This is a genomic window from Saccharothrix sabaoui, from assembly GCF_051756985.1.
Lineage (GTDB): Bacteria > Actinomycetota > Actinomycetes > Mycobacteriales > Pseudonocardiaceae > Actinosynnema.
This window is the reverse complement of the sequence record NZ_JBPKJK010000017.1, coordinates 1-19,835: the sequence shown is the minus strand read 5'-3', so window position 1 is coordinate 19,835 and position 19,835 is coordinate 1. Positions and strand designations below refer to the sequence as shown.

Genomic DNA, 19,835 nt, shown 5'->3' with positions numbered 1-19,835 from the left:
TCGGCGCGGTCGCGGGCGGTGTGCTGCCAGCCGGGGTCGGCGTGCTGCCGTCGGTGGTGGCCGTGGGCGCTGTGGGCGGTGACGGGCGCGTTCAGCCAGGCGGTCGTGGTCGGCCTGAACGCGCTGGTGCTGTCGACCGAGGAGGGCAACCCCGGCGGCGCGGTGTCGGTGGTGCAGTCCCTGCGGTTCCTGGGCGCGGCCCTGTCACCGGTGGCGTTCGTGCCGCTGTACCACCTGGACCCGCTGACCGCGTTCCTGGTGCCCGCGGCCCTGGTGCTGACCGTCCCCGCCGCGCTGCTTCACCCGAAGGTGTCACGGCGCGGCACCGCCCCGACGGCCCCCTGATACTCGGTGGGGTGAACGAGGACTCCTGGGACGCGGAGGTCCACCGGGTCGCGGCCCTGCGGGCGATGCGCCTGCTCGACACGCCGCGCGAGGAGCGGTTCGACCGGATCACGCGCATCGCGGGCGACCTGCTGGACGCGCCCATCGCGCTGGTGTCCCTGGTGGACCTCGACCGGCAGTGGTTCAAGTCGTGCGTCGGGCTGTCCGAGGAGCAGACGCCGCGCGGGGTGTCGGTGTGCTCGTGGGCGATCCGCGGCGACGACGTGTTCGAGGTGCCCGACCTGCTCGCCGACGAGCGGTTCGCGGACTTCCCGATCGTCACCGACCACGGCGCGCGCTCCTACGCCGGGCACCCGCTGCGCGCGCCGTCCGGGCACCGGATCGGCACCCTGTGCGTGCTGGACCGGCGGGTCCGCCGGCTGTCCGACGCGCAGCGCCGGCAGCTGCGCGACCTGGCCGCGTGGGCCGAGCTGGAGTGCGCGGTCGTGCAGTCGACGCTGGCCGCGCGGGACGCCGAACGGGCCAAGCAGGACTTCACCGCGCTGGTCAGCCACGAGCTGCGCACGCCGCTGACCTCGGTGCACGGGTCGCTGGAGCTGCTGGCGTCCGGCCGGTTCGGCGAGCTGCCGCCGCAGGCCGGGCGGTTGCTGACCATCGCGGTGGACAACACCGACCGGCTGGTGCGGCTGGCGAACGACGTGCTGGACCTGTCGCGGGTGCAGAGCGGGCGGCTGCGGCTGCGGCCGGACGACGTGGAGCTGGGGGAGGTGGTCCGGCAGGCGGTGCACGCCGTGGAGGGCACGGCGGAGCGCGGCGGGGTGCGGCTGGAGGCGGAGTGCGCGCGGGTGGGGGTGCGCGGTGACGCCGACCGGCTCGTGCAGGTGGTGACGAACCTGCTGGCCAACGCGGTGAAGGTGTCGCCGCCGGGCGGGGTGGTGCGGGTGCGGTGCGAGTCCGGCGGGGCGCACGCGCTGGTGCACGTGTCCGACCGGGGCGGCGGTGTGCCCGCCGATCAGGTCGAGCGGATCTTCGAGCCGTTCGTGCAGCTCGGGCCGGGCGGGGCGGGGTTGGGGCTGACGATCACTCGCGGCATCGTGGACGCCCACGGCGGCACCGTGTCGGTGCGGTCGGGCACTGGCGGCAGCACGTTCACCGTGAGCCTGCCGGCGGCGGGGCCGCAGGTGGACCGCCCGTGGTGGTGACCCAGCCGAACCGGCGGCCGACCTGCTCGCCGATGCCCAGCGGGTCGAACGGCTTGGCCAGCACGGCCAACGCGCCCAGCGCGACGAGCTCGGCCTCCAGCACCGGGTCGCGGGCGGCGGCGGTGATGACCACGACGGGCACGCGCCCCGCCAGGGCCAGCAGCACGTCGCGCCCGGACAGGCCGGGCATCTCCAGGTCGAGCAGGATGCCGTCGACGCGGTCCGCGCGGGCCAGGGCCTGGTCGCCCGCGCCGACGGAGTCCACCTCCCAGCCGGTGCCGAGCAGGGACAGCACGAGCAGCTCGCGCACGTCCGGGTCGTCGTCGACGACGAGCAGCCGGGTCACCGGAGGAGGTCCTGGTTGACCCGGTAGCCGACGCCGCGGACGGTGGTGATCACGTCCCGCGCGCCGGCGGCGGCGAGCTTGCGGCGCAGGTTGGACAGGTGCACGTCGACGGCGTGGTCGTCGGCCAGCCAGTCCTCGCCCCAGGCGCGGCGGCGCAGCTGCTCGCGGGTGCGCACCTGGCGCGGGTGCTCGGCGATGGCGGCCAGCAGCTCGAACTCGATCCGGGTGGTGGGCACGCGGGTGCCGCCGACGACGACCTCGCGGGCGTCGAGGTCGACCTCGACCGGGCCCAGGACGCGCCGGTCGGCGGGCGGGGCGGCCGGTTCCGGCGCGGTGCGGGGGCGGCGCAGGACGGCGTGGACGCGGGCGACCAACTCGCGCGGCGAGAACGGCTTGGTCAGGTAGTCGTCGGCGCCCGCGGACAGGCCGACGAGCTTGTCCACCTCGTCCGCGCGGGCGGTCAGCACGATCACGTAGGCGGTGGAGAAGTGGCGCAGCCGGCGGCACACCTCCAGCCCGTCCGGGCCGGGGATGTTGAGGTCCAGCACCACCACGTCCGGGTCCCACGAGCGGGCCAGCGCCAGCGCGGTGTCGCCGTCCTCGGCGGCGCGCACGTCGAACAGCGCGTCGAACAGCGCCAGCTCGACCACGAGCCGGATCTCCGGCGTGTCCTCGACGACCATCACCTTGGCGGCGCCCACACCGTCCAGTGTGGTGGGTCGCGCCGGCGGTGGCATCACCGCGCGGGCCTCAGCAGGGCGCGCTTCGCGGCCACCAGCAGGGCCAGTCCGATCAGGACGATGAGCGCGACCTCGACGCCGGCGTACCGGCCGAGCAGGGCCGCCCGGCCGGCGAACGGCACGTCACCGACGGCGACCGGGACGGTGTCGGAGACGATGCGCAGCGCCTGCGGGTCGGCCGCCTCGTTCGCGTCGCCCTTGGTGCGCACGACGACGGCGCCGCTGGAGGTGTCCTTCGAGATCACCCGATGGGCGTACCTCTCGCCCTCGGCGTCGGGGCGGGGCAGCACCACGACGTCGCCCACCTCCACGTCGGCCGCCGGGACGGCCCTGGTGACGAGCAGCGCGCCGGGGGCGAAGTCCGGTTCCATGCTGGGCGAGAGCACGGGGGCGAACCCGACGTGCAGCACCACCACGAGCGCCGAGGCGACGACCGCGCCCAGTGCGGCGGTGGCGAGCACCAGGTTGGACAGCAGGCGCACGACCGGCTCCTCAGGACTGGGTGGTGGTGGCCGCGCGGACGTGCGCGCGGGTGGTGGCGACGGACAGCGAGACCGACATGCCGATCCCGGCGGGCAGCGTGAGCCGGAGGCCGACGGCGGCGCCGGGCGCGACGGGCAGGGCGGCGGTCGCGCCGCTGGTGATCGGCACGACCTGACCGCCGGGGCACGTGCCGTTCTGCCACGGGCCGGACGTGCAGGCGTTCAGGGACGCGCCGGAGAGCACGAACCCGGAGCCGGTGACCGAGTACACCTGGCCGGTCAGCGCGGCGGTGCCGGTGTTGCGGCTGGTCAGGTAGGTGGTGAAGGGCGCCAGGGAGGTGTAGTTGGCGGTGTGGGGCCGGCCGGTGAGCAGCGTGCCGCCCGGGTCGGTCAGGGTGGCCGACCAGCTCAGCGTGCCGGTGGCGGACGCGGCGGCGGCCGACGCCGTGACCGCCGCGTCCGCGGCCCCGGTGCCCAGCAGGCAGGCGATGGCGGCGCCGCCGAGCACCGCGCTCGCGCGTCGCCGGGTGGTCGCCGTCATCGTCTCCCCCGTTCGGGTGGGCGGGTCAGGAGTTGGTGGTGGTCGCGGACCGCTGGGTCTCGCTGAAGGTGTAGGTCAGGTTCACCGACTGGCCCTGGACGGTGTTGGCGGGCAGCACGCCGTTGACCGTGGTCTCGTTCTGGTCGGGCAGCTGCACGGAGACCTGGAGGTTCTGCACCTCGCCGGCGGTCGTGACGGCGGGCAGCAGGGACGCGGCGGAGGCCAGGCCGCTCAGCGGGGTGGCGGTCAGCAGCACGGACTTGGTGCCGCCGCACGCGCCGGTGTCGGGCGTCCACGCGCCGCCGGTGCACTTGGTGATCGTGACCCGCAGGGCCTTGCCGGTGGCGCCGTCGGCGATGAGCGCCGACGAGCCGGTGGCGGCGACCTGCACGGTCAGCGCCTGCGCGTCGAGGCTGCCGCTGTTGGTCAGCGTCACGTAGCGGTTGACCACGTCGCCGGGGGCCAGGTTGGTGATGCTCTGGCCGAAGCCCGCGCCGTTGTTGCCGAGGGCCAGCTTCAGCGTGCCGCTCGTGACCTGCTCGGGGGTGACGTTCGCGGCGGTCGCGGTCAGGGTGGCCCAGACGCCGACGCCCATGGCGACGAGGACGGACCCGCCGATGGCGGCGAGGGCGATCGGGCGCCAGACCGGACGACGGCGGTTCTCCTGCATTTCGTGCTCCTCACTCGGTGGTGGTACCGAGCGTGGAGCGCGGACCTCCGTCGTTCCTCAGCGCTTCCTCAAGGTCGGCTCAAGGTTCTCCCGGGTCCTCCCGGGTCCTAGCGGCCGACGTCCCGCCGGCGGAACGCGACGAGCCCGACCGCCACCAGCGCCGCGGCGACGAGGGTGAGCCACAGCAGCGGCGCGGCGGCCGGCTCGGCCCCCGGCACCTTCGGGACGTGCGTGAACGGCGAGAGGTCCAGCGCCCACGGGTCGAGCTGGAGCAGCGGACCCAGCTGGCCCAGCACCAGGCACACCACCAGCACCGCCCAGCTCGCCGACGACAGCTTCGGGACCAGCGCGAACAGCACCAGCGTCACGCCCGCGACGACCCACACCGCCGGCGCGTGCGCCAGCGAGGCGCCCACCAGCCGGACCACCTGCCCGCCGACGTCGCCGACGCGCGCGCCGTGCACCAGGCCCGCGCCCAGCCCGGCGGCGGCCAGCACCACGGCCGTGCCGACGACCGCGAGCACCAGGTGCCCGCCGACCCACGCGTACCGGCTGACGGCCGTGGCCAGCACCGGCTCGGCGCGGTTCCCGGTCTCCTCGGCGCGCAGCCGCAGCAGCGCCTGCACCGCGTAGACCGCGCTGAACAGGCCGATGATGCCGAGGACCGCGGCGAGGTAGGCGTCCACGACCACGTCGGACCCGCCCATGCGGTCGATCACGCCCGCCAGCGCGGGGTTGTCCGCCAGCATCTGCTCGACACCCCGGGCGACGGACCCGTACACGCCGCCGAGCACCAGCAGGGCGAGCGCCCAGCCCAGCAGCGCCCCCCGCTGCAACCGCCACGCCAGGCCGAGCGCGCCGCCCAGCGACGCGGGCGCGCGGGCCGGTCCCGGGCGGGTCGGCAGCAGGCCGCCGCCGAAGTCGCGCCGGGCCACCAGCACCGAGGCGACCGCCAGCAGGACCGCGCACAGCGCGAGCGGCAGCAGCGGCACCCACCAGCGCTCGTCGGCGAACGGCCTGGTCAGGCTCGCCCACCCGAGCGGGGACGTCCAGGTGAGCCAGGTCGGGCCCCGGTCGCCCGCCGCGTCGCCGACCGCGCGCAGCAGGTAGGCCAGGCCCAGCACCGCGCCGGAGACCGCGTTGGCCGCGCGGGCGCTCCCGGACAGCTGGGCGGCGACCGCGGCGACGCCCGCGAACGCCCAGCCGACCGTCGCGAACGACGCGCCGAACGCGACCGACCCGGCCGCCCCCTCCCCCAGGCCGACCAGGCCGAGCGCGATCAGCAGGCCGATGGCGGTGTTCGCCAGCAGCGCGGTGAGGACGCCCGCGGCCAGCGGCGCGTGCCGCCCGACGACGGCCGAGCCGATCAGCTCCGCCCGGCCCGTCTCCTCCTCCGCCCTGGTGTGCCGGACGACGGTGAACGTGCTCATCAGGGCCGCGAGGAGCGCGCCGAAGACGCCCCAGCGCCAGGCCAGCAGGCCGCCGAGGGTGGAGGCGTCGTGCAGCGGGCCGATCAGGGCGAGGAACGCGGGGGTGACCGCCGCGGTGGCCTGGAGCTGCTGCCGCGACTCGACCGCGCCGTACAGGTCGGCCATGGCCGAGGCGGTGGCCAGGGTGGTGCCGACCAGGCCGAGCACCCAGGCCGCGAGCAGCACCCGGTCGCGGCGCAGCGCCAGGCCGAGCAGCGGCCCGAGGCCGGTCAGCGGGCCGGTCACGACGACACCTCGCGCAGGTCGTCCCGGTAGTGGCGGAGGAACAGCTCCTCCAGCGTCGGCGGCCGGCTGGTGAGCGTGCGCACACCCGCCTGCACGAGGCGGCGCAGCGCCCCGTCGAGGTGGTCGGTGTCCACCTCGAACCGGACGCGCGAGCCCTCCACCGCGACGTCGTGCACGCCGGGCAGGTCGGCCAGGCCGTCGGGCGCGGCGACGAGCTCGGCGGACACGCTGGTGCGGGTGAGGTGGCGCAGGTCGGCGAGCGTGCCGGACTCGACCGCGCGGCCGTTGCGGATGATGCTGACCCGGTCGCACAGCGCCTCGACCTCGGCCAGGACGTGGCTGGACAGCAGCACGGTGCGCTCGCCGCGCAGCTCGTTGACGCAGTCCTGGAACACGGCCTCCATCAGCGGGTCCAGCCCGGAGGTCGGCTCGTCCAGGATCAGCAGCTCGACGTCGCTCGCGAGCGCGGCGACCAGGGCGACCTTCTGCCGGTTGCCCTTGGAGTAGGTGCGGCCCTTCTTGCGCGGGTCCAGCTCGAAGCGCTCCAGCAGGTCCGCGCGGCGCTTCTCGTCGAGCCCGCCGCGCAGCCTGCCGAGCAGGTCGATGACCTCGCCGCCGGTCAGGTTCGGCCACAGGTCCACGTCGCCGGGCACGTAGGCCAGCCGGCGGTGCAGCGCGGCGGTGTCGCGCCACGGGTCGCCGCCCAGCAGCGACGCGGAGCCCGCGTCGGCCCGCAGCAGCCCCAGCAGGACCCGGATGGCGGTCGACTTGCCCGCCCCGTTGGGGCCGAGGAAGCCGTGCACCTCCCCCTGCCGGACGGTCAGGTCCAGACCGTCCAGCGCGCGTGTCGAGCCGAAGGTCTTGACCAGGCCCGACACGGATATCGCGGATGTCATGACCAGCAAGTTACAGTGCTTTCAGAAAGTCGTGAAGTTAAGGAAGCGTATAAACTCCCCCCGTTCCGCCGCCCCGGGGAAGGATGATGCGCCAGTGGCCGACGTGCCCGAGCGTGACGACGAGGCCGTGCTGCGGTTCGTCGAGCGCTTCGCCGCGGTGTTCAACGAGGCCGGTGTGCCGAGGATGCCCGCCCGCGTGTTCACCGCCCTCCTCGCCTCCGACCGCGGGCGCATGACCTCCGCCGAGCTGGCCGAACTCCTCCGGGTGTCGCCCGCCGCGATCTCCGGGGCCGTCCGCTACCTCGACCAGGTGCGCCTGATCGGCCGCGAGCGCGAGACCGGCACCCGCCGCGACGTCTACACCGTGCTCGACGACGTCTGGTACGAGGCGCTGTTCCGCCGCGACGACATGTTCCGCCGCTGGGAGGTGCCGCTCAAGGAGGGCGTCGCGACCCTCGGCGAGCACACCACGGCCGGTCGCCGCATCGCCGAGATGCGGGCCTTCTTCCAGTTCGTCCACAGCGAGCTGCCGACCCTGCTGGAGCGCTGGCGCGCGCACCGCGAGGAGAAGTTCGGCCCGAACCGACCCCTGTGATTCGGAATATTTACGACTAACGGCGCTACTGCCGGGCCGTTTTTGTCCCGATCATGCTTGTGACCAGGTCGCAACACCCCGTTCGCGCGAACGTCCCCATCCCTGCACGCTCGCACCGACCGGCACCCCGCCGGCGCGGTCGAGCAGCCCTGCCCGAGGGAGACCCCGTCATGGGAGACGCCCGCACCACAGGAAGACTCGCCGTCCTCGGCCTGGCAGCGGTCTCGGCCGCGGCCCTGGCCTTCGCCAACACCGGCGTCGCCGCCGCCGCCGAGGGCCCCGTGCTCGGCGCCGAGCGCGCCGACGCCGTCGCCGGGTCGTACATCGTGGCCCTGAACGACTCCGCCTCGCCCAGGTCCGCCTCGGCCTCGACGGCGTCCTCGCTCGTCGCCGAGTACGGCGGCCAGGTCCGCGTGGCCTGGCAGCACGCCCTGAACGGCTTCCACGCCTCGCTGTCGGAGGGCCAGGCCCGTCGCCTGGCCGCCGACCCGCGGGTGGCGTTCGTGCAGGCCGACCTGCCGGTGAAGCTGAACGCCCAGCCCAACCCGCCGTCGTGGGGCCTGGACCGCATCGACCAGCGCGACCTGCCGCTGGACAACAACTACGCCGACGGCTCGGCGCCCAACGTGCGGGCGTACATCATCGACACGGGCATCCGGACGACCCACTCCGACTTCGGCGGGCGGGCGACCTGGGGCACCAACACCGTCGACACCAACAACACCGACTGCAACGGCCACGGCACGCACGTCGCCGGCACGGTCGGCGGCACCCTGCACGGCGTCGCCAAGGGCGTGCAGCTCATCGCCGTGAAGGTGCTCAACTGCGCGGGCTCGGGCACCACGGCGGGCGTCGTGAACGGCGTCAACTGGGTCACCCAGAACGCGGTCAAGCCGGCCGTCGCGAACATGTCGCTGGGCGGCGGCGTGGACACCGCGCTCGACACCGCGGTGCGCAACTCCATCGCGTCGGGCGTCACCTACGCGGTGGCCTCGGGCAACTCGAACGCCGACGCGTGCAACTTCTCCCCGGCCCGCGTGGCCGAGGCGCTGAGCGTGAACGCGTCGGCCAACACCGACGCGCGCGCCTCGTTCTCGAACTACGGCACCTGCACGGACATCTTCGCGCCGGGCCAGAACATCACCTCGACGTGGAGCACCAACGACACCGCGACGAACACGATCAGCGGCACGTCGATGGCGGCACCGCACGTCGCCGGCGCGGCGGCCCTCTACCTGGGCGCCAACCCGACGGCCACCCCGCCGACGGTGAACGCGGCGATCGTCGCCGCCGCGACGTCCAACAAGATCACCTCGCCCGGCACCGGTTCGCCGAACAAGCTGCTCTACACCGGCACCTCGGCCCCCGGCGCCCCGGCCGTGACCAACCCGGGCAACCAGTCCACCACCGTCGGCACCGCCGTCAGCCTCCAGCTCACGGCCACCAACGGCACCGCGCCGTACTCGTTCTCGGCGACCGGCCTGCCCGCCGGCCTGTCGATCAGCGCGTCCGGCCTGATCTCCGGCACGCCCACCGCCACCGGCACCTCGTCGGTGACCGTGACCGTGACGGACTCGGCGGGCCGGACCGGCACCGCCTCGTTCACCTGGACGGTCACCGCCGTCGGCGCGGGCTGCGACCCGGTCACCAACGGCACCGACGTCGCGATCGGCGACAACAGCACGGTGAACAGCCCGATCGCCCTGACCTGCTCGGGCACGGCGTCGGCCACCACCACGGTGCAGGTGAACATCGTGCACACCTACATCGGTGACCTCGTCGTGGACCTCGTCGCGCCCGACGGCTCGGTCTACAACCTGCACAACCGCAGCGGCAGCAGCACCGACAACATCAACCGCTCCTACACGGTGAACGCGTCGTCCGAGACGGCGGCGGGCACCTGGCAGCTCCGGGTGCGCGACGCCGCGTCCCTGGACACCGGCTACATCAACAGCTGGACGCTCGACGCGTGACCTGAGCGAGGGGCCGTCACCCGTCCAGCGGGTGACGGCCCCGTCCGTCGACTACAGCTCCACGGCTTACAGCTCCACGCCCAGCAGCGAGTCGACCGCCGCCCGGAACAGGGTCGGGCCCGTCGCGTCCGGACCGCCCGACGACAGGGCCTCCGCCGCCCACCCGTCGAGGGCCGCCAGGGCGCGCGGCGTGTCCAGGTCGTCGCCGAGGTGGTCGCGCAGGCGGGCCACGGTGCCCTGGGCGCTCGGGCCCGTCGCCAGGGCCGCGGCGCGCCGCCAGGTCGCCAGGCGGGCCTCGGCGGACGCCAGCAGCTCCGCGCTCCACGGCCGGTCGGTCCGGTAGTGGCCGGCCAGCAGGGCCAGGCGGATCGCGTTCGGGTCCACCTTCTCCGCGCGCAGCTTGGAGACGAACACCAGGTTGCCCCGCGACTTGGACATCTTCTCGCCGTCGAGGCCGATCATGCCCGCGTGCACGTAGTGCCGCGCGAACGGGTGCTCGCCGGTCAGCGCCTCGGCGTGGGCCGCCGAGAACTCGTGGTGCGGGAAGATCAGGTCCGAGCCGCCGCCCTGCACGTCGAACGACGTGCCCAGGCGGTTGAGGGCGATGGCGCTGCACTCGACGTGCCAGCCCGGGCGACCCGGGCCCAGCTCCGTGGTCCACGAGGGCTCGTCGGGGCGCGCGGAGCGCCAGAGCAGGGCGTCGAGCGGGTGGCGCTTGCCCGCGCGGTCGGGGTCGCCGCCCCGTTCGGCGAAGAAGCGGGCCATGGTGCCGGCGTCGTAGTTCGACTCGTAGCCGAAGCGGCCCGAGGCGGCGTGGTCGAAGTACACGTCCGGGAACTCGGCGTCGTCGACGCGGTACGCGTGGCCGTCGGCCAGCAGCTTGGCGATGGTCTCGACGATCTCCGGGATCGCCTCGACCGCGCCCACGTAGTCGCGCGGCGGCAGGACGCGCAGGGCCACCATGTCCTCGCGGAACAGTGCGGTCTCCCGCATCCCGAGGACCACCCAGTCGTCCTGGTCGCGCTCGGCGCGCTCCAGCAGCGGGTCGTCGATGTCGGTGACGTTCTGCACGTAGTGCACGTCGTGCCCGTTGTCCAGCCACACCCGGTGGACCAGGTCGAACGCCAGGTAGGTCGCCGCGTGGCCGAGGTGGGTGGCGTCGTAGGGGGTGATGCCGCAGACGTACAGCCTGGCGGTGTCGCCGGGGGCGGTCGGGCGCACCTCGCCGGTGGCGGTGTCGTACAGCCGCAGCGGGCGCGGCTCGCCCGCAACCCGCGGGACGGGGGTGGATGACCAGGTCTGCATGCCCTCGACCCTAACTCGCGGGTCGGGCGGGGGAAGAACGTCCACCTGCCGGGAAGCCCCGGACACCCCCGGGAGCGCGATTGCCCCGTGCCCGGCGACGGAGGAGCATGTGGCGCGGCTCACGTCGTCGGACGAGGGAGGCGGTCATGACCGCGCTCAGGCCGGAACCCGTGGTCGTCCACCCCGGCGCGGCGCGCCGCCGGCCCAAGGGCGCGGTGCTGCTGGGCCTGCTCCGCACCACCGACCCGAAGCAGATCGGGCTGCTGTACCTGGTGACGTCGTTCTTCTTCTTCATGGTCGGCGGCCTGATGGCGCTGCTGGTCCGGGGCGAGCTGGCCCGGCCGGGGCTCCAGTTCCTGTCCACCGAGCAGTACAACCAGCTGTTCACCATGCACGGCACGGTCATGCTCCTGCTCTACGCCACCCCGATCCTGTTCGGGTTCGCGAACTACGTGCTGCCCCTCCAGATCGGCGCGCCGGACGTGGCGTTCCCGCGGCTCAACGCGTTCTCCTACTGGCTGTTCCTGTTCGGCGGGCTCACCGTGCTGTCCGGGTTCCTCGTGCCGGGCGGCGCGGCGGACTTCGGCTGGACCGCCTACACGCCGCTGAGCAGCGCGGTGCACTCGCCGGGCGTCGGCGCGGACCTGTGGATCATGGGGCTGGCCGTGTCCGGCCTCGGCACGATCCTCGGCGGCGTGAACATGGTGACGACGGTGTGCTGCCTGCGCGCGCCCGGCATGACCCTGTTCCGGATGCCGATCTTCACCTGGAACATCTTCGTCACCTCGATCCTGATCCTGCTGGCGTTCCCGATCCTCACCGCGGGCCTGCTGGGGCTGGCCGCCGACCGCCACCTGGGCGCGCACGTGTTCGACCCGGCCAACGGCGGGGTGATCCTGTGGCAGCACCTGTTCTGGTTCTTCGGTCACCCGGAGGTGTACATCGTGGCGCTGCCGTTCTTCGGCATCGTCAGCGAGATCTTCCCGGTGTTCAGCCGCAAGCCGCTGTTCGGCTACAAGGGGCTGGTGTTCGCCACGTTCGCGATCGCGGCGCTGTCGGTGGCGGTGTGGGCGCACCACATGTTCGCCACCGGCGCGGTGCTGCTGCCGTTCTTCTCGCTGATGACGTTCCTGATCGCGGTGCCGACGGGCATCAAGTTCTTCAACTGGATCGGCACCATGTGGCGGGGGCGGATCACGCTGGAGTCGCCGATGCTGTTCAGCGTCGGGTTCCTGGTGACGTTCCTGCTCGGCGGCCTGACCGGCATCATCCTGGCCTCGCCGCCGCTGGACTTCCACGTCACCGACACCTACTTCGTGGTGGCGCACTTCCACTACGTGCTGTTCGGCACGATCGTGTTCGCCACCTACGCGGGGATCTACTTCTGGTTCCCGAAGATGACCGGGCGGATGCTGGACGAGCCGCTGGGCAAGCTGCACTTCTGGACCACGTTCCTCGGCTTCCACCTCACGTTCCTCATCCAGCACTGGCTGGGCAACATGGGCTTCCCGCGCCGCTACGCCGACTACCTGCCGTCCGACGGGTTCACCCTGATGAACACCATCTCCACGATCGGGGCATTCCTGCTGGGTGCCTCGGTGCTGCCGTTCGTGTGGAACGTGTTCCGCAGCTACCGGTTCGGCGACCCGGCGGAGCACGACGACCCGTGGGGCTTCGGGAACTCGCTGGAGTGGGCGACCTCCTGCCCGCCGCCGCGGCACAACTTCACCGAGCTGCCCCGCATCCGCAGCGAGCGCCCGGCGTTCGAGCTGCACTACCCGCACATGGTGGAGCGGATGCGCGACGAGGCCCACTTCTCGCTCTCCCGCTCCCGCGCCGCGCACCGCGCGGGCACCGACCCGGCCACGGAGAAGGCACTGGCCCCGACCGACCGCGAGTCCGGCTGACCACGAGGCCGGCCGACCGGCGGCCCCGCGCCGGCGACGGCCGACCGGGGCCGGTGAGGTCGATCAGCGACCGGCCCTTCCGGTCCGCCGGTCCTCCTCGGCCCTGCTGCGCCAGTGGACGAGGTTGCTGCGGGTGGTCCGGATGCTCCTGTGCTCGTGCCCCAGCGCCCGCAGCCGATCCGCGAGCAGCAGCTCGAAGTCGGCCGCCGCGCCGGCGGGGTCACCGGCTTCGCCGCGCCACCGCGCCAGGTGGCCGCGAGTGGTGAACGTGCTCGGGTGGTCCGGGCCGAGGGTGTCCCGCTGGTCGTCGAGCAGGTGCCGCAACAGCAGCACCGCTCCCGTCAGGTCCCCGGCGGCCCGCTGCCAGAACGCCAGGTTGCTGCGGGTGGCGAGGGTGTCCGGGTGCCGCGGGCCCTGGACGCGCTCCTGGTCCGCGACCAGGACCCGCAACGCGTTCGCGGCACCCGCGGGATCGCCGACCTCACCCGGCAGGCCCTCGCCCGTGAAGAAGGTCAACTCGTTGCGGGTGGCGAGGGTGTCGGGGTGGTCGTGTCCCAGCACCCGCTGCCGGTCGGCCAGCAACGCCTCGAACGCGGACCGGGCCGCGCGGCGGTCCCCGGCTTTGTCCAGCCACCGCGCGAGACGACCGCGGGTGGTCAGGACGGCGGGGTCGTCGGGGCTGAGCACCGTCGACTGCACCCGCAGCAGGGCCTCGTGGGTCGACACGCTCAACGAGACGTCGCGCGTGGACTGGTCGCCGCCCCGCCCCCGGGTGAGCGGGTGGTCGGGCCCCAGGGCCGACGTGTGGTCGGCGAGGAACCGCCGGAACGCGTCGGCGGCCTCGGTCGCCCGGTCCGCCTCGGCGAGGTGGTGGGCGAGGTCGCCGAGAGCCGCCAGCGTCTCGGGGTGGTTCGGCCCCCGCAGCGCGAGCAGCGCGGCGAACCACCGCTCGTGCGCGGCCACGGCCTCCGGCCTCCCGGCTTCGGCCAGCCAGAAGGCCAGGTCGCCCAGCGTCGCCACGGTGTCGGGGTGGTACCGGCCCAGGTGGTGCTCGGCCTCCGCGAGCAACTGCTCGAAGTAGTCGCACGCCGCGCCGACCAGCCCGCTCCCGCCCAGTTCGGCGCCGGCCCTGGCGAGCAACGAGTGCCTGCCGTCCTGCCACAACCCGTCCCCGGCGGCGGCGCGCACGGCCGCGGCGTTGGCCCGGAACGACCGGAGGAGCGCGGCGTCGACCACCGAGGGCCACCTGTGCAACAACGCGTCCGCCGCGACCGTGGACAGCGCCACCAGGCGCTCGCGGGGGCACCGATCGCGAACGGCGCGCTGCACCAGGGCGTGGACGGCGACCTCGACGTGGGGGGCGGCGGGGCCGAACGTGATCAGGCTCAGGCGGTCCAGGCAGGTCAGCGCGTCCCTGGCCTGCTCCTCGGTCACCTGGTCCCCCGTCACGCCCCGGAGGTGGAACAGCACGGCCGGCCCCGTGAGCACGGCTACCGGTATGCCGTTGGGGTCGAGCAGCGCCATCACCTCCAGCAGCGGGGCGGCCAGGCCCGCGGGCTGGAGCTGGTCGGCGATGTCGACGGACAGGGCCCACGTCGTGGCCACCGTGTCGCGGTGTTGATCGGGCAGCGCCCGCGGATCGGGCAGCAGCCCGCGCAGCTCACGCCGCCGGTCCTCGAACCGCTCCAGGTATTCGGTGCAGGTCAGACGCCGGTCCAGGAGGTAGGTGGCGGCTTGGGCCAGCGCGAGCGGCAGGTAACCCAGCGCGTCGGCGAGCTCCCCGGCCCCGCCGGCCGCGGCGACCGGGTCGGCGAGTTTCACCTCCAGGTACGCCTTCGCCTCCGCCGGGGTGAACAGGCCGACGTCGACCAGCAGGCGCCCGTTGCCGCGCAACGCGGCGTCCCGGCGCCGGGTCGTCACCAGCACCCGACCGGAGTCGGTGCGCGGCGGCCACAGGTCGTGCAGGTCGGCCGGGTCCTGCACGTCGTCCAGGACCACCAGCCAGGACCTCGGTGTCGTCGCCAGCCACGCGAGCAGCCGGTCCGCACCCGTCTCCGGGTCGTCGTCCTCGACCGCGGTGACGTCCGCGGCCAGTCGGGCGAAGTCCCCGACCACCGCCTCCCGCGACGACGCGGTCACCCACACCAGCAGGTCGACCGCGCGGTCCGCCCAGACGCGCTCGGCGTAATCGGCCGCCAGCTGGGTCTTGCCCACTCCCCCCATCCCGGAGAGGACGTGGACGTGGTGCCGGGGGTCGGACCCGGCCGGGCCGATGTCGGTGCCGCGCACCTGGAACGCGTCCGCGAGCAGGGGCACCCGGCCGAACCTGCGGGGGAACCGCCCCTCGTCGGGGGTCCCGGGCGCCGGGGCGCCGTAGTGGTGGACGCCCCCGTTGACGACGCCCGCTTGCACGACCCGGGCGTGGGGGCCGGTGCCGTCGAAGGAGTTCGACGCGGCCCCGACGGGCGCCGGGCCGGCCGGCGCGGGGGCGGGATCGCCCTCACCGCGTCCGACCGGCCCCGCTCGTCGAGGTTCCACGCACCCGATCATCCCGCACCGGCGGCCTCCCGGCCGTCAGCGGCGCTTGCGGGACCTCAGGTAGTCGCTCACCACGGCCGCGCCCAGCCCGTCCTCGTCCGGGGCCACGACGCGACCGCCCGAGCGGCGGGCCACCGTGTCCACGAACCTGGTCAGGCGGGGGTCGTCACCCAGCCGGAACACGGTGATCGACGCGCCCAGCCGGGCCAGGTTGTCGACCTCCACCAGGGTCTTGCCCAGCGTCCGGTCCAGCGGCGGGTAGTGGAACTCGGCCTCGCCGGTCGCCTCCAGGTGCGCGGTCGGCTCGCCGTCGGTCACCACCAGCACCACCGGTTGGGCGTCGGGGTGGCGGCGGACGTGCCTGCCCGCCAGGAGCAGCGCGTGGTGCAGGTTGGTGCCCTGCTCCCACACCCCCTCCAGGGCGGTGAGCTGCCCGATGTCGACCGCCTCGGCGTGCCGGCCGAACGTGATCAGCTCCAGCGCATCGGTGCGGAACCTGGTGCGCACCAGGTGGTGCAGGGCCAGCGCGGTGCGCTTCATCGGCACCCACCGGCCGTCCTGGACCATCGACCACGACGTGTCGACGCACAGCGCCACCGCCGCCCTCGACCGCTGCTCGGTCTCGCTGACCTCGACGTCGACCACGTCCAGCGACACCGGTCCGCCCGCCGAGCGCAGCACGGCGTTGGTGACGGTGCGCGGCACGTTCCACGGCTCGGTGTCGCCGAACGCCCACGGCCTGGTCGAGCCGATCAGCTCACCGGCCGCGCCCGCCGACCTGTTGTCCCGCTGCCCCTGCGCCCGCACGCCGTCGACGACGCCGCGCAGCGCCGTCTCCCCCAGCCGCCGCAGGGCCTTGGGGGTGAGCCGGAGCGAACCGTCGGGCGCGCGTTCCAGCAGGTTCTGCGACCGCAGCTCGCGCTCCAGCTCGGCCAGCCTCCGGGCGTCCACGCCCGCCTCGGCGCCGAGCTGGCGGACCAGGGCCTCCACGTCGATGTCCTCCAGGCCGGCGCCCGGGTAGGACTGGGCGAGCTGCTCGGCGAGCGCGTCCAGCTCGGCCAGGTCGGCCATCGCCTGGGCGCCCTCGCCGAGTCCCATCGGGGTGTTGCCGCGGAAGCGCGCCGAGCCGTTCCAGTCCTCGCCGGGCCGCATGCCCTGGAGGAGCGAGTCGAGCCGGCCGAGCTGGGAGCCGATCCCGGAGTCGCCGAACGCCTGCTGCGACAGCTGGGCCAGCTCCTGCCGCTGCTGCTCGGTCATCGAGTTCATCACCCGCTGGGCGGCGGCCGCCCGGGCGGCGAGCGCGTCGACCAGCTCGTCGACCGTCCTCGGGTTCTCCGGGAAGAACTCGCCGTGCTCCCCCATGAACTCCTGGAACCGCTCGGTGGTGTCCTCGCCCCGGGCGTGGGCGGCGAGCAGGTCGTTGAGGTCGCGCAGCATGTCCTGGATGCGCCGCACGTCCTCGGGGCCGACGTTCGCCATGGCCTGCTTCATGCCCTGGAAGCGCTGGTCCATCAGCTCCCGGCCGAGCAGGTCCTGGATCTTGCCGTACGACTCGCGCGCCTGCGGCGAGCGCCAGTCGTACTCGGCCAGCTCGCGCACGGCCGCCGCCGTGGACTGCGGCAGCGCGTCGAGCACGGCCTCGCGGAAGCGGGCGTCGTCGTCCGGGTCGGGGAACAGCGCCGTCCGCTCGGCCTGGACGGCCTCCTGGAGCAGCCGCTGGACCTCCTGCAACGTGCCGTCGAGGCGGTGCCGCCGGGTGATCGCGGACCGCTTCCGCCACAGCCGCGCGGTCAGGTCGTCCAGGCCGCGGGTGCCCGACACGCCCCGGCGCAGCAGCTCGCGCAGCGCCGACTCGGGCGAGGAGCCCTCCATGACCTCGCGGCCCAGCTCGTCCACCGCCGCGCGCAGGTCGGTCGGCGGTGCCAGCGGGTCGGGGCCGTCGACGTACCGGCCGTAGCGGTAGCCGCTCATCCGTACACCGATCGGTCGTCGTCGCTGTCCTTGGCCAGCTGACGGGTGAGGTAGAGCGATTCCAGGGCCAGCTCCACGCCCGAGGCGATGCGGCCGGCCGGGTCCTTGGGGCCCGCGCCGACGCGCTGCGCCACCTCGTGCAGCACCGGCAGCTCGGGCAGCGCGCCGAGCAGGTCGCCCGCGTGCACGCGTTCGCCGGTGGCCACCGGGTGGCCGTCGGACACCAGCTCGGCCAGCGGCCGCAGGTTCAGGCCCGCGAACGTCGAGCGCGCCGTGTCCGCCACGGCCCGGCGCAGCAGGTGGGTCAGCACCTCCTGCTCGCGGCCCTCCTCGCCGGCCTCGAACTCCAGCTTGCCGCGCAGCACCTCGGGCACCGAGTCGAGGTCGACCGGGCGCGCGACGGCCGGCGTCTCGCCGATCAGGGCGCTGCGGCGCAGGGCGGCGGCGGCGACCGTCTCGGCCGCGGCGACCGCGAACCGGGCCGACACGCCGGAGCGCTGGTCGATCGCCGACGACTCGCGCAGGTGCCGCACGAACCGGGCGATGACCTCCAGCAGGTGGTCGCCGACCTCCGCGACCAGGTCGGCCTCCTGGCGCACGAGGTCGATCTCGGTGGAGACCTCCAGCGGGTAGTGCGTGCGGATCTCGGCGCCGAACCGGTCCTTGAGCGGGGTGATGATCCGGCCGCGGTTGGTGTAGTCCTCGGGGTTGGCGGTGGCGACGAGCAGCACGTCCAGCGGCAGCCGCAGCGTGTAGCCGCGGATCTGGATGTCGCGCTCCTCCATCACGTTGAGCAGCGACACCTGGATGCGCTCGGCCAGGTCGGGCAGTTCGTTGACGGCGATGACGCCGCGGTGGGAGCGGGGCAGCAGGCCGTAGTGGATGGTCTCCGGGTCGCCGAGGCTGCGGCCCTGGGCGACCTTGACCGGGTCGACGTCGCCGACCAGGTCGCCGACGCTCGTGTCGGGCGTGGCCAGCTTCTCGGAGAACCGCTCGTCGCGGTGCTTCCAGACCACGGGGAGGTCGTCGCCCAGTTCGGCGGCGCGGCGCTTGGAGGCGGGCGTGATGGGGTCGAGCGGGTGCTCGTTCAGCTCGGCGCCCTCGATGACGGGGGTCCACTCGTCGAGGAGGCCGACGACGGTGCGCAGCAGCCTGGTCTTGCCCTGGCCGCGTTCGCCGAGCAGCACCACGTCGTGCCCGGCCAGCAGGGCGCGCTCCAGCTGCGGCAGCACGGTGCGGTCGAAGCCGACGATCCCGGGCCACGGGTCGCGGCCCTCGCGCAGGGCGGCCAGCAGGTTCTCGCGGATCTCGGCCTTCACCCCGCGCGGCAGGTGGCCTGCCGCGCGGAGGGCGCCGGCGGTGGTGGGGAGCTGAGGGGTCACCCGGTCGAAGTTACGCCTGGTCCGGGCACCGGTCGACGTGGAGCGACTCCACCACCTCGAAGGGGCCGGGCCCGCTCGGATGTGGGACAATGGCGGCGCGCGGGCCCTCGTCACGGCCCGGTCGCCCCACCCTCCCGCACCGCTCGGCGGTGGTCCGGGACCGCGCGGACGCGCCGGCCACCTCGGCGGAACCCCCCGAAAAGCGGACAGCACCGGCCGGACCGGCGGTATGCAGGAATCCGGGCCGGCGGTATGCAGGGATGAGGGCCGAGCGCGGAGGCGGTGCTCATGGGGGTGTCGGGGGACGGCCGCGCGGGGCGCCGCGCCGAGGACGAGCGCAAGCGGCAGGAGGAGTACTGGCTCCGGGCCGCCGCCGCGGCGGGCTTCCGGGCGCGCACCGGGTTCGGGATCGCTCCGGGCGCGGGGCCGGGCGTCGCGGTGCCGGACATCGCGGTGCACGGCCTCGCCGACACCGCGATCGGGCTCGGGGCCGGTCGCCTCCCGCCGGGCCGGGTGGCGCGCGGGACGGTCCGGGCGCACCGCGCGGGCTGGCTGCCGCTGTGGTTCTCCGGGGCCGACCGCTCCCCGTCGTGGTTCCACCGGGTGCCCTCGGTCGGCTGCAACAGGACCTCCTGGGACGACGTGCCCCGCCGCGGCGCGCTGACCGCCACCGGGCTCCGCCGGGTGGCCGAGGAGCGGTGCGACGTGCTGACCTTCGACCGTTGCCCCGACGGGGGGTCGACCCCGTGCGGCCGGTCCCACCCGTACCTGCGCCCGTGGCCCGGCATGAAGGTCGACGACGTGGCCGAGCAGGTCCCGGCCCGCGAGGCCGTGCTGCTGGCCCCCGTCCCGGACCGGGTCTACCTCGTCCCGGTGCGCGACCTGGCGCGCTTCCGGGAGATGACCGGCGGGCGCGGCGCGTACGAGCCCGCCGGGGAGGCGCGCGGCGCCGGCGCCGGTCCCGAGCGGGTGCACCGGTGGTGCGCGGCGTGCGGCAACCCGCTGCTCTACCTGCGCCCCGGGCGCGACCGGTGCGAGCGGTGCCGGTCCGGGACGCGGGAGCCGGTCAGCGGGCCAGGGTGAGGAGTTCGGTGCGCGCGGTCTCGTCGTCGAGGTGGGCCAGGGCGTTCACCGGCGCGAGGGCGCGGGCGCGGGTCGATCGCGACCGGGCCGCGCGGGCCCGGCAGGGCGGCGGTCCGGGTGGCGAGGACGTCGGCGTCGGGTGAT

17 protein-coding genes and 1 pseudogene are annotated in these 19,835 nt (G+C 74.4%); 6 read left to right on the top strand and 12 right to left on the bottom strand.

Annotated features, from left to right (window positions below; translation table 11 throughout):
* The first annotated feature begins 78 nt into the window (after positions 1-78).
* The gene (locus ACR807_RS07825) at positions 79-345 is read left to right on the top strand and encodes a hypothetical protein (protein ID WP_438920595.1); all 267 of its coding nucleotides are present in this window, start codon (positions 79-81) and stop codon (positions 343-345) included.
* An 11-nt stretch (positions 346-356) separates the two neighbouring features.
* Positions 357-1,547 carry a GAF domain-containing sensor histidine kinase gene (locus ACR807_RS07820; protein ID WP_438920591.1) on the top strand — a complete coding sequence of 397 codons (1,191 nt, stop codon included), beginning with the start codon at positions 357-359 and terminating at the stop codon, positions 1,545-1,547.
* Here the strand turns inward: ACR807_RS07820 and ACR807_RS07815 are convergent.
* The 8 genes and pseudogenes from ACR807_RS07815 to ACR807_RS07780 form a co-directional block, all read right to left on the bottom strand.
* Positions 1,495-1,893 carry a response regulator gene (locus ACR807_RS07815; protein ID WP_438920529.1) on the bottom strand — a complete coding sequence of 133 codons (399 nt, stop codon included), beginning with the start codon at positions 1,891-1,893 and terminating at the stop codon, positions 1,495-1,497. The two genes, ACR807_RS07820 and ACR807_RS07815, sit on opposite strands and share 53 nt — an antisense overlap.
* On the bottom strand, positions 1,890-2,594 hold the full coding sequence (locus ACR807_RS07810) for a response regulator transcription factor (RefSeq protein WP_438920528.1): 705 nt from the start codon (positions 2,592-2,594) through the stop codon (positions 1,890-1,892). The genes ACR807_RS07815 and ACR807_RS07810 overlap by 4 nt, the downstream gene beginning before the upstream one ends.
* Before the next feature lie 35 nt (positions 2,595-2,629).
* The gene (locus tag ACR807_RS07805) at positions 2,630-3,115 is read right to left on the bottom strand and encodes a signal peptidase I (RefSeq protein WP_438920527.1); all 486 of its coding nucleotides are present in this window, start codon (positions 3,113-3,115) and stop codon (positions 2,630-2,632) included.
* A 10-nt stretch (positions 3,116-3,125) separates the two neighbouring features.
* Positions 3,126-3,656, bottom strand: coding sequence for a hypothetical protein (locus tag ACR807_RS07800; RefSeq protein ID WP_438920526.1), 531 nt, complete (start codon positions 3,654-3,656; stop codon positions 3,126-3,128).
* 25 nt (positions 3,657-3,681) lie between these two features.
* Positions 3,682-4,326 carry a TasA family protein gene (locus tag ACR807_RS07795; protein ID WP_438920525.1) on the bottom strand — a complete coding sequence of 215 codons (645 nt, stop codon included), beginning with the start codon at positions 4,324-4,326 and terminating at the stop codon, positions 3,682-3,684.
* Positions 4,327-4,433: 107 nt separating this feature from the next.
* On the bottom strand, positions 4,434-6,041 hold the full coding sequence (locus ACR807_RS07790; protein ID WP_438920524.1) for an ABC transporter permease: 1,608 nt from the start codon (positions 6,039-6,041) through the stop codon (positions 4,434-4,436).
* Complete coding sequence (locus tag ACR807_RS07785) at positions 6,038-6,394, bottom strand: ATP-binding protein DrrA1-3 family domain-containing protein (RefSeq protein WP_438920590.1); 357 nt, start codon at positions 6,392-6,394, stop codon at positions 6,038-6,040. The genes ACR807_RS07790 and ACR807_RS07785 overlap by 4 nt, the downstream gene beginning before the upstream one ends.
* Positions 6,389-6,937 (bottom strand): annotated as a pseudogene (locus tag ACR807_RS07780) (ABC transporter ATP-binding protein); the annotation flags it as partial. The pseudogene ACR807_RS07780 and the gene ACR807_RS07785, both read right to left, overlap by 6 nt.
* 94 nt (positions 6,938-7,031) lie before the next feature.
* Between ACR807_RS07780 and ACR807_RS07775 the strand changes: the two are divergent.
* The gene (locus ACR807_RS07775) at positions 7,032-7,532 is read left to right on the top strand and encodes a GbsR/MarR family transcriptional regulator (protein WP_438920523.1); all 501 of its coding nucleotides are present in this window, start codon (positions 7,032-7,034) and stop codon (positions 7,530-7,532) included.
* 170 nt (positions 7,533-7,702) lie between these two features.
* Positions 7,703-9,505: a S8 family peptidase gene (locus ACR807_RS07770; protein ID WP_438920522.1), complete on the top strand. Its 1,803-nt coding sequence runs from the start codon at positions 7,703-7,705 to the stop codon at positions 9,503-9,505.
* A gap of 66 nt (positions 9,506-9,571) precedes the next feature.
* Here the strand turns inward: ACR807_RS07770 and mshC are convergent, their stop codons facing one another.
* Positions 9,572-10,810, bottom strand: coding sequence for a cysteine--1-D-myo-inosityl 2-amino-2-deoxy-alpha-D-glucopyranoside ligase (gene mshC, locus ACR807_RS07765; RefSeq protein WP_438920521.1), 1,239 nt, complete (start codon positions 10,808-10,810; stop codon positions 9,572-9,574).
* Between the two features lie 146 nt (positions 10,811-10,956).
* Between mshC and ctaD the strand changes: the two genes are divergently transcribed.
* Positions 10,957-12,717, top strand: a complete 1,761-nt coding sequence (gene ctaD / locus ACR807_RS07760; protein WP_438920520.1) for an aa3-type cytochrome oxidase subunit I — start codon at positions 10,957-10,959, stop codon at positions 12,715-12,717.
* Between the two features lie 63 nt (positions 12,718-12,780).
* Here ctaD and ACR807_RS07755 read toward each other — a convergent pair whose 3' ends face one another.
* From ACR807_RS07755 to ACR807_RS07745, 3 genes are read right to left on the bottom strand one after another with little or no spacing between them, the layout of a single operon-like run.
* Positions 12,781-15,255: a tetratricopeptide repeat protein gene (locus tag ACR807_RS07755; protein WP_438920519.1), complete on the bottom strand. Its 2,475-nt coding sequence runs from the start codon at positions 15,253-15,255 to the stop codon at positions 12,781-12,783.
* A 36-nt stretch (positions 15,256-15,291) separates the two neighbouring features.
* A complete protein-coding gene (locus ACR807_RS07750; RefSeq protein WP_438920518.1) occupies positions 15,292-17,226 on the bottom strand; it encodes a vWA domain-containing protein in 1,935 nt (644 codons plus the stop codon).
* Positions 17,223-18,608 (bottom strand): sigma 54-interacting transcriptional regulator, encoded by a 1,386-nt coding sequence (locus tag ACR807_RS07745; protein WP_438920517.1) that lies wholly within the window; start codon positions 18,606-18,608, stop codon positions 17,223-17,225. The genes ACR807_RS07750 and ACR807_RS07745 overlap by 4 nt, the downstream gene beginning before the upstream one ends.
* A gap of 288 nt (positions 18,609-18,896) precedes the next feature.
* Here ACR807_RS07745 and ACR807_RS07740 point away from each other — a divergent pair, with 288 nt between their 5' ends.
* Positions 18,897-19,691, top strand: a complete 795-nt coding sequence (locus tag ACR807_RS07740) for a hypothetical protein (RefSeq protein ID WP_438920516.1) — start codon at positions 18,897-18,899, stop codon at positions 19,689-19,691.
* Positions 19,692-19,835 lie beyond the last annotated feature (144 nt).

Coding starts and splice junctions, on each gene's coding strand:
- ACR807_RS07800 (WP_438920526.1), bottom strand. CDS start 3,656: ATGACGGCGACCACCCGGCGACGCGCGAGCGCGGTGCTCGGCGGCGCC.
- ACR807_RS07795 (WP_438920525.1), bottom strand. CDS start 4,326: ATGCAGGAGAACCGCCGTCGTCCGGTCTGGCGCCCGATCGCCCTCGCC.
- ACR807_RS07770 (WP_438920522.1), top strand. CDS start 7,703: ATGGGAGACGCCCGCACCACAGGAAGACTCGCCGTCCTCGGCCTGGCA.
- mshC (WP_438920521.1), bottom strand. CDS start 10,810: ATGCAGACCTGGTCATCCACCCCCGTCCCGCGGGTTGCGGGCGAGCCG.
- ctaD (WP_438920520.1), top strand. CDS start 10,957: ATGACCGCGCTCAGGCCGGAACCCGTGGTCGTCCACCCCGGCGCGGCG.
- ACR807_RS07750 (WP_438920518.1), bottom strand. CDS start 17,226: ATGAGCGGCTACCGCTACGGCCGGTACGTCGACGGCCCCGACCCGCTG.
- ACR807_RS07740 (WP_438920516.1), top strand. CDS start 18,897: ATGGGGGTGTCGGGGGACGGCCGCGCGGGGCGCCGCGCCGAGGACGAG.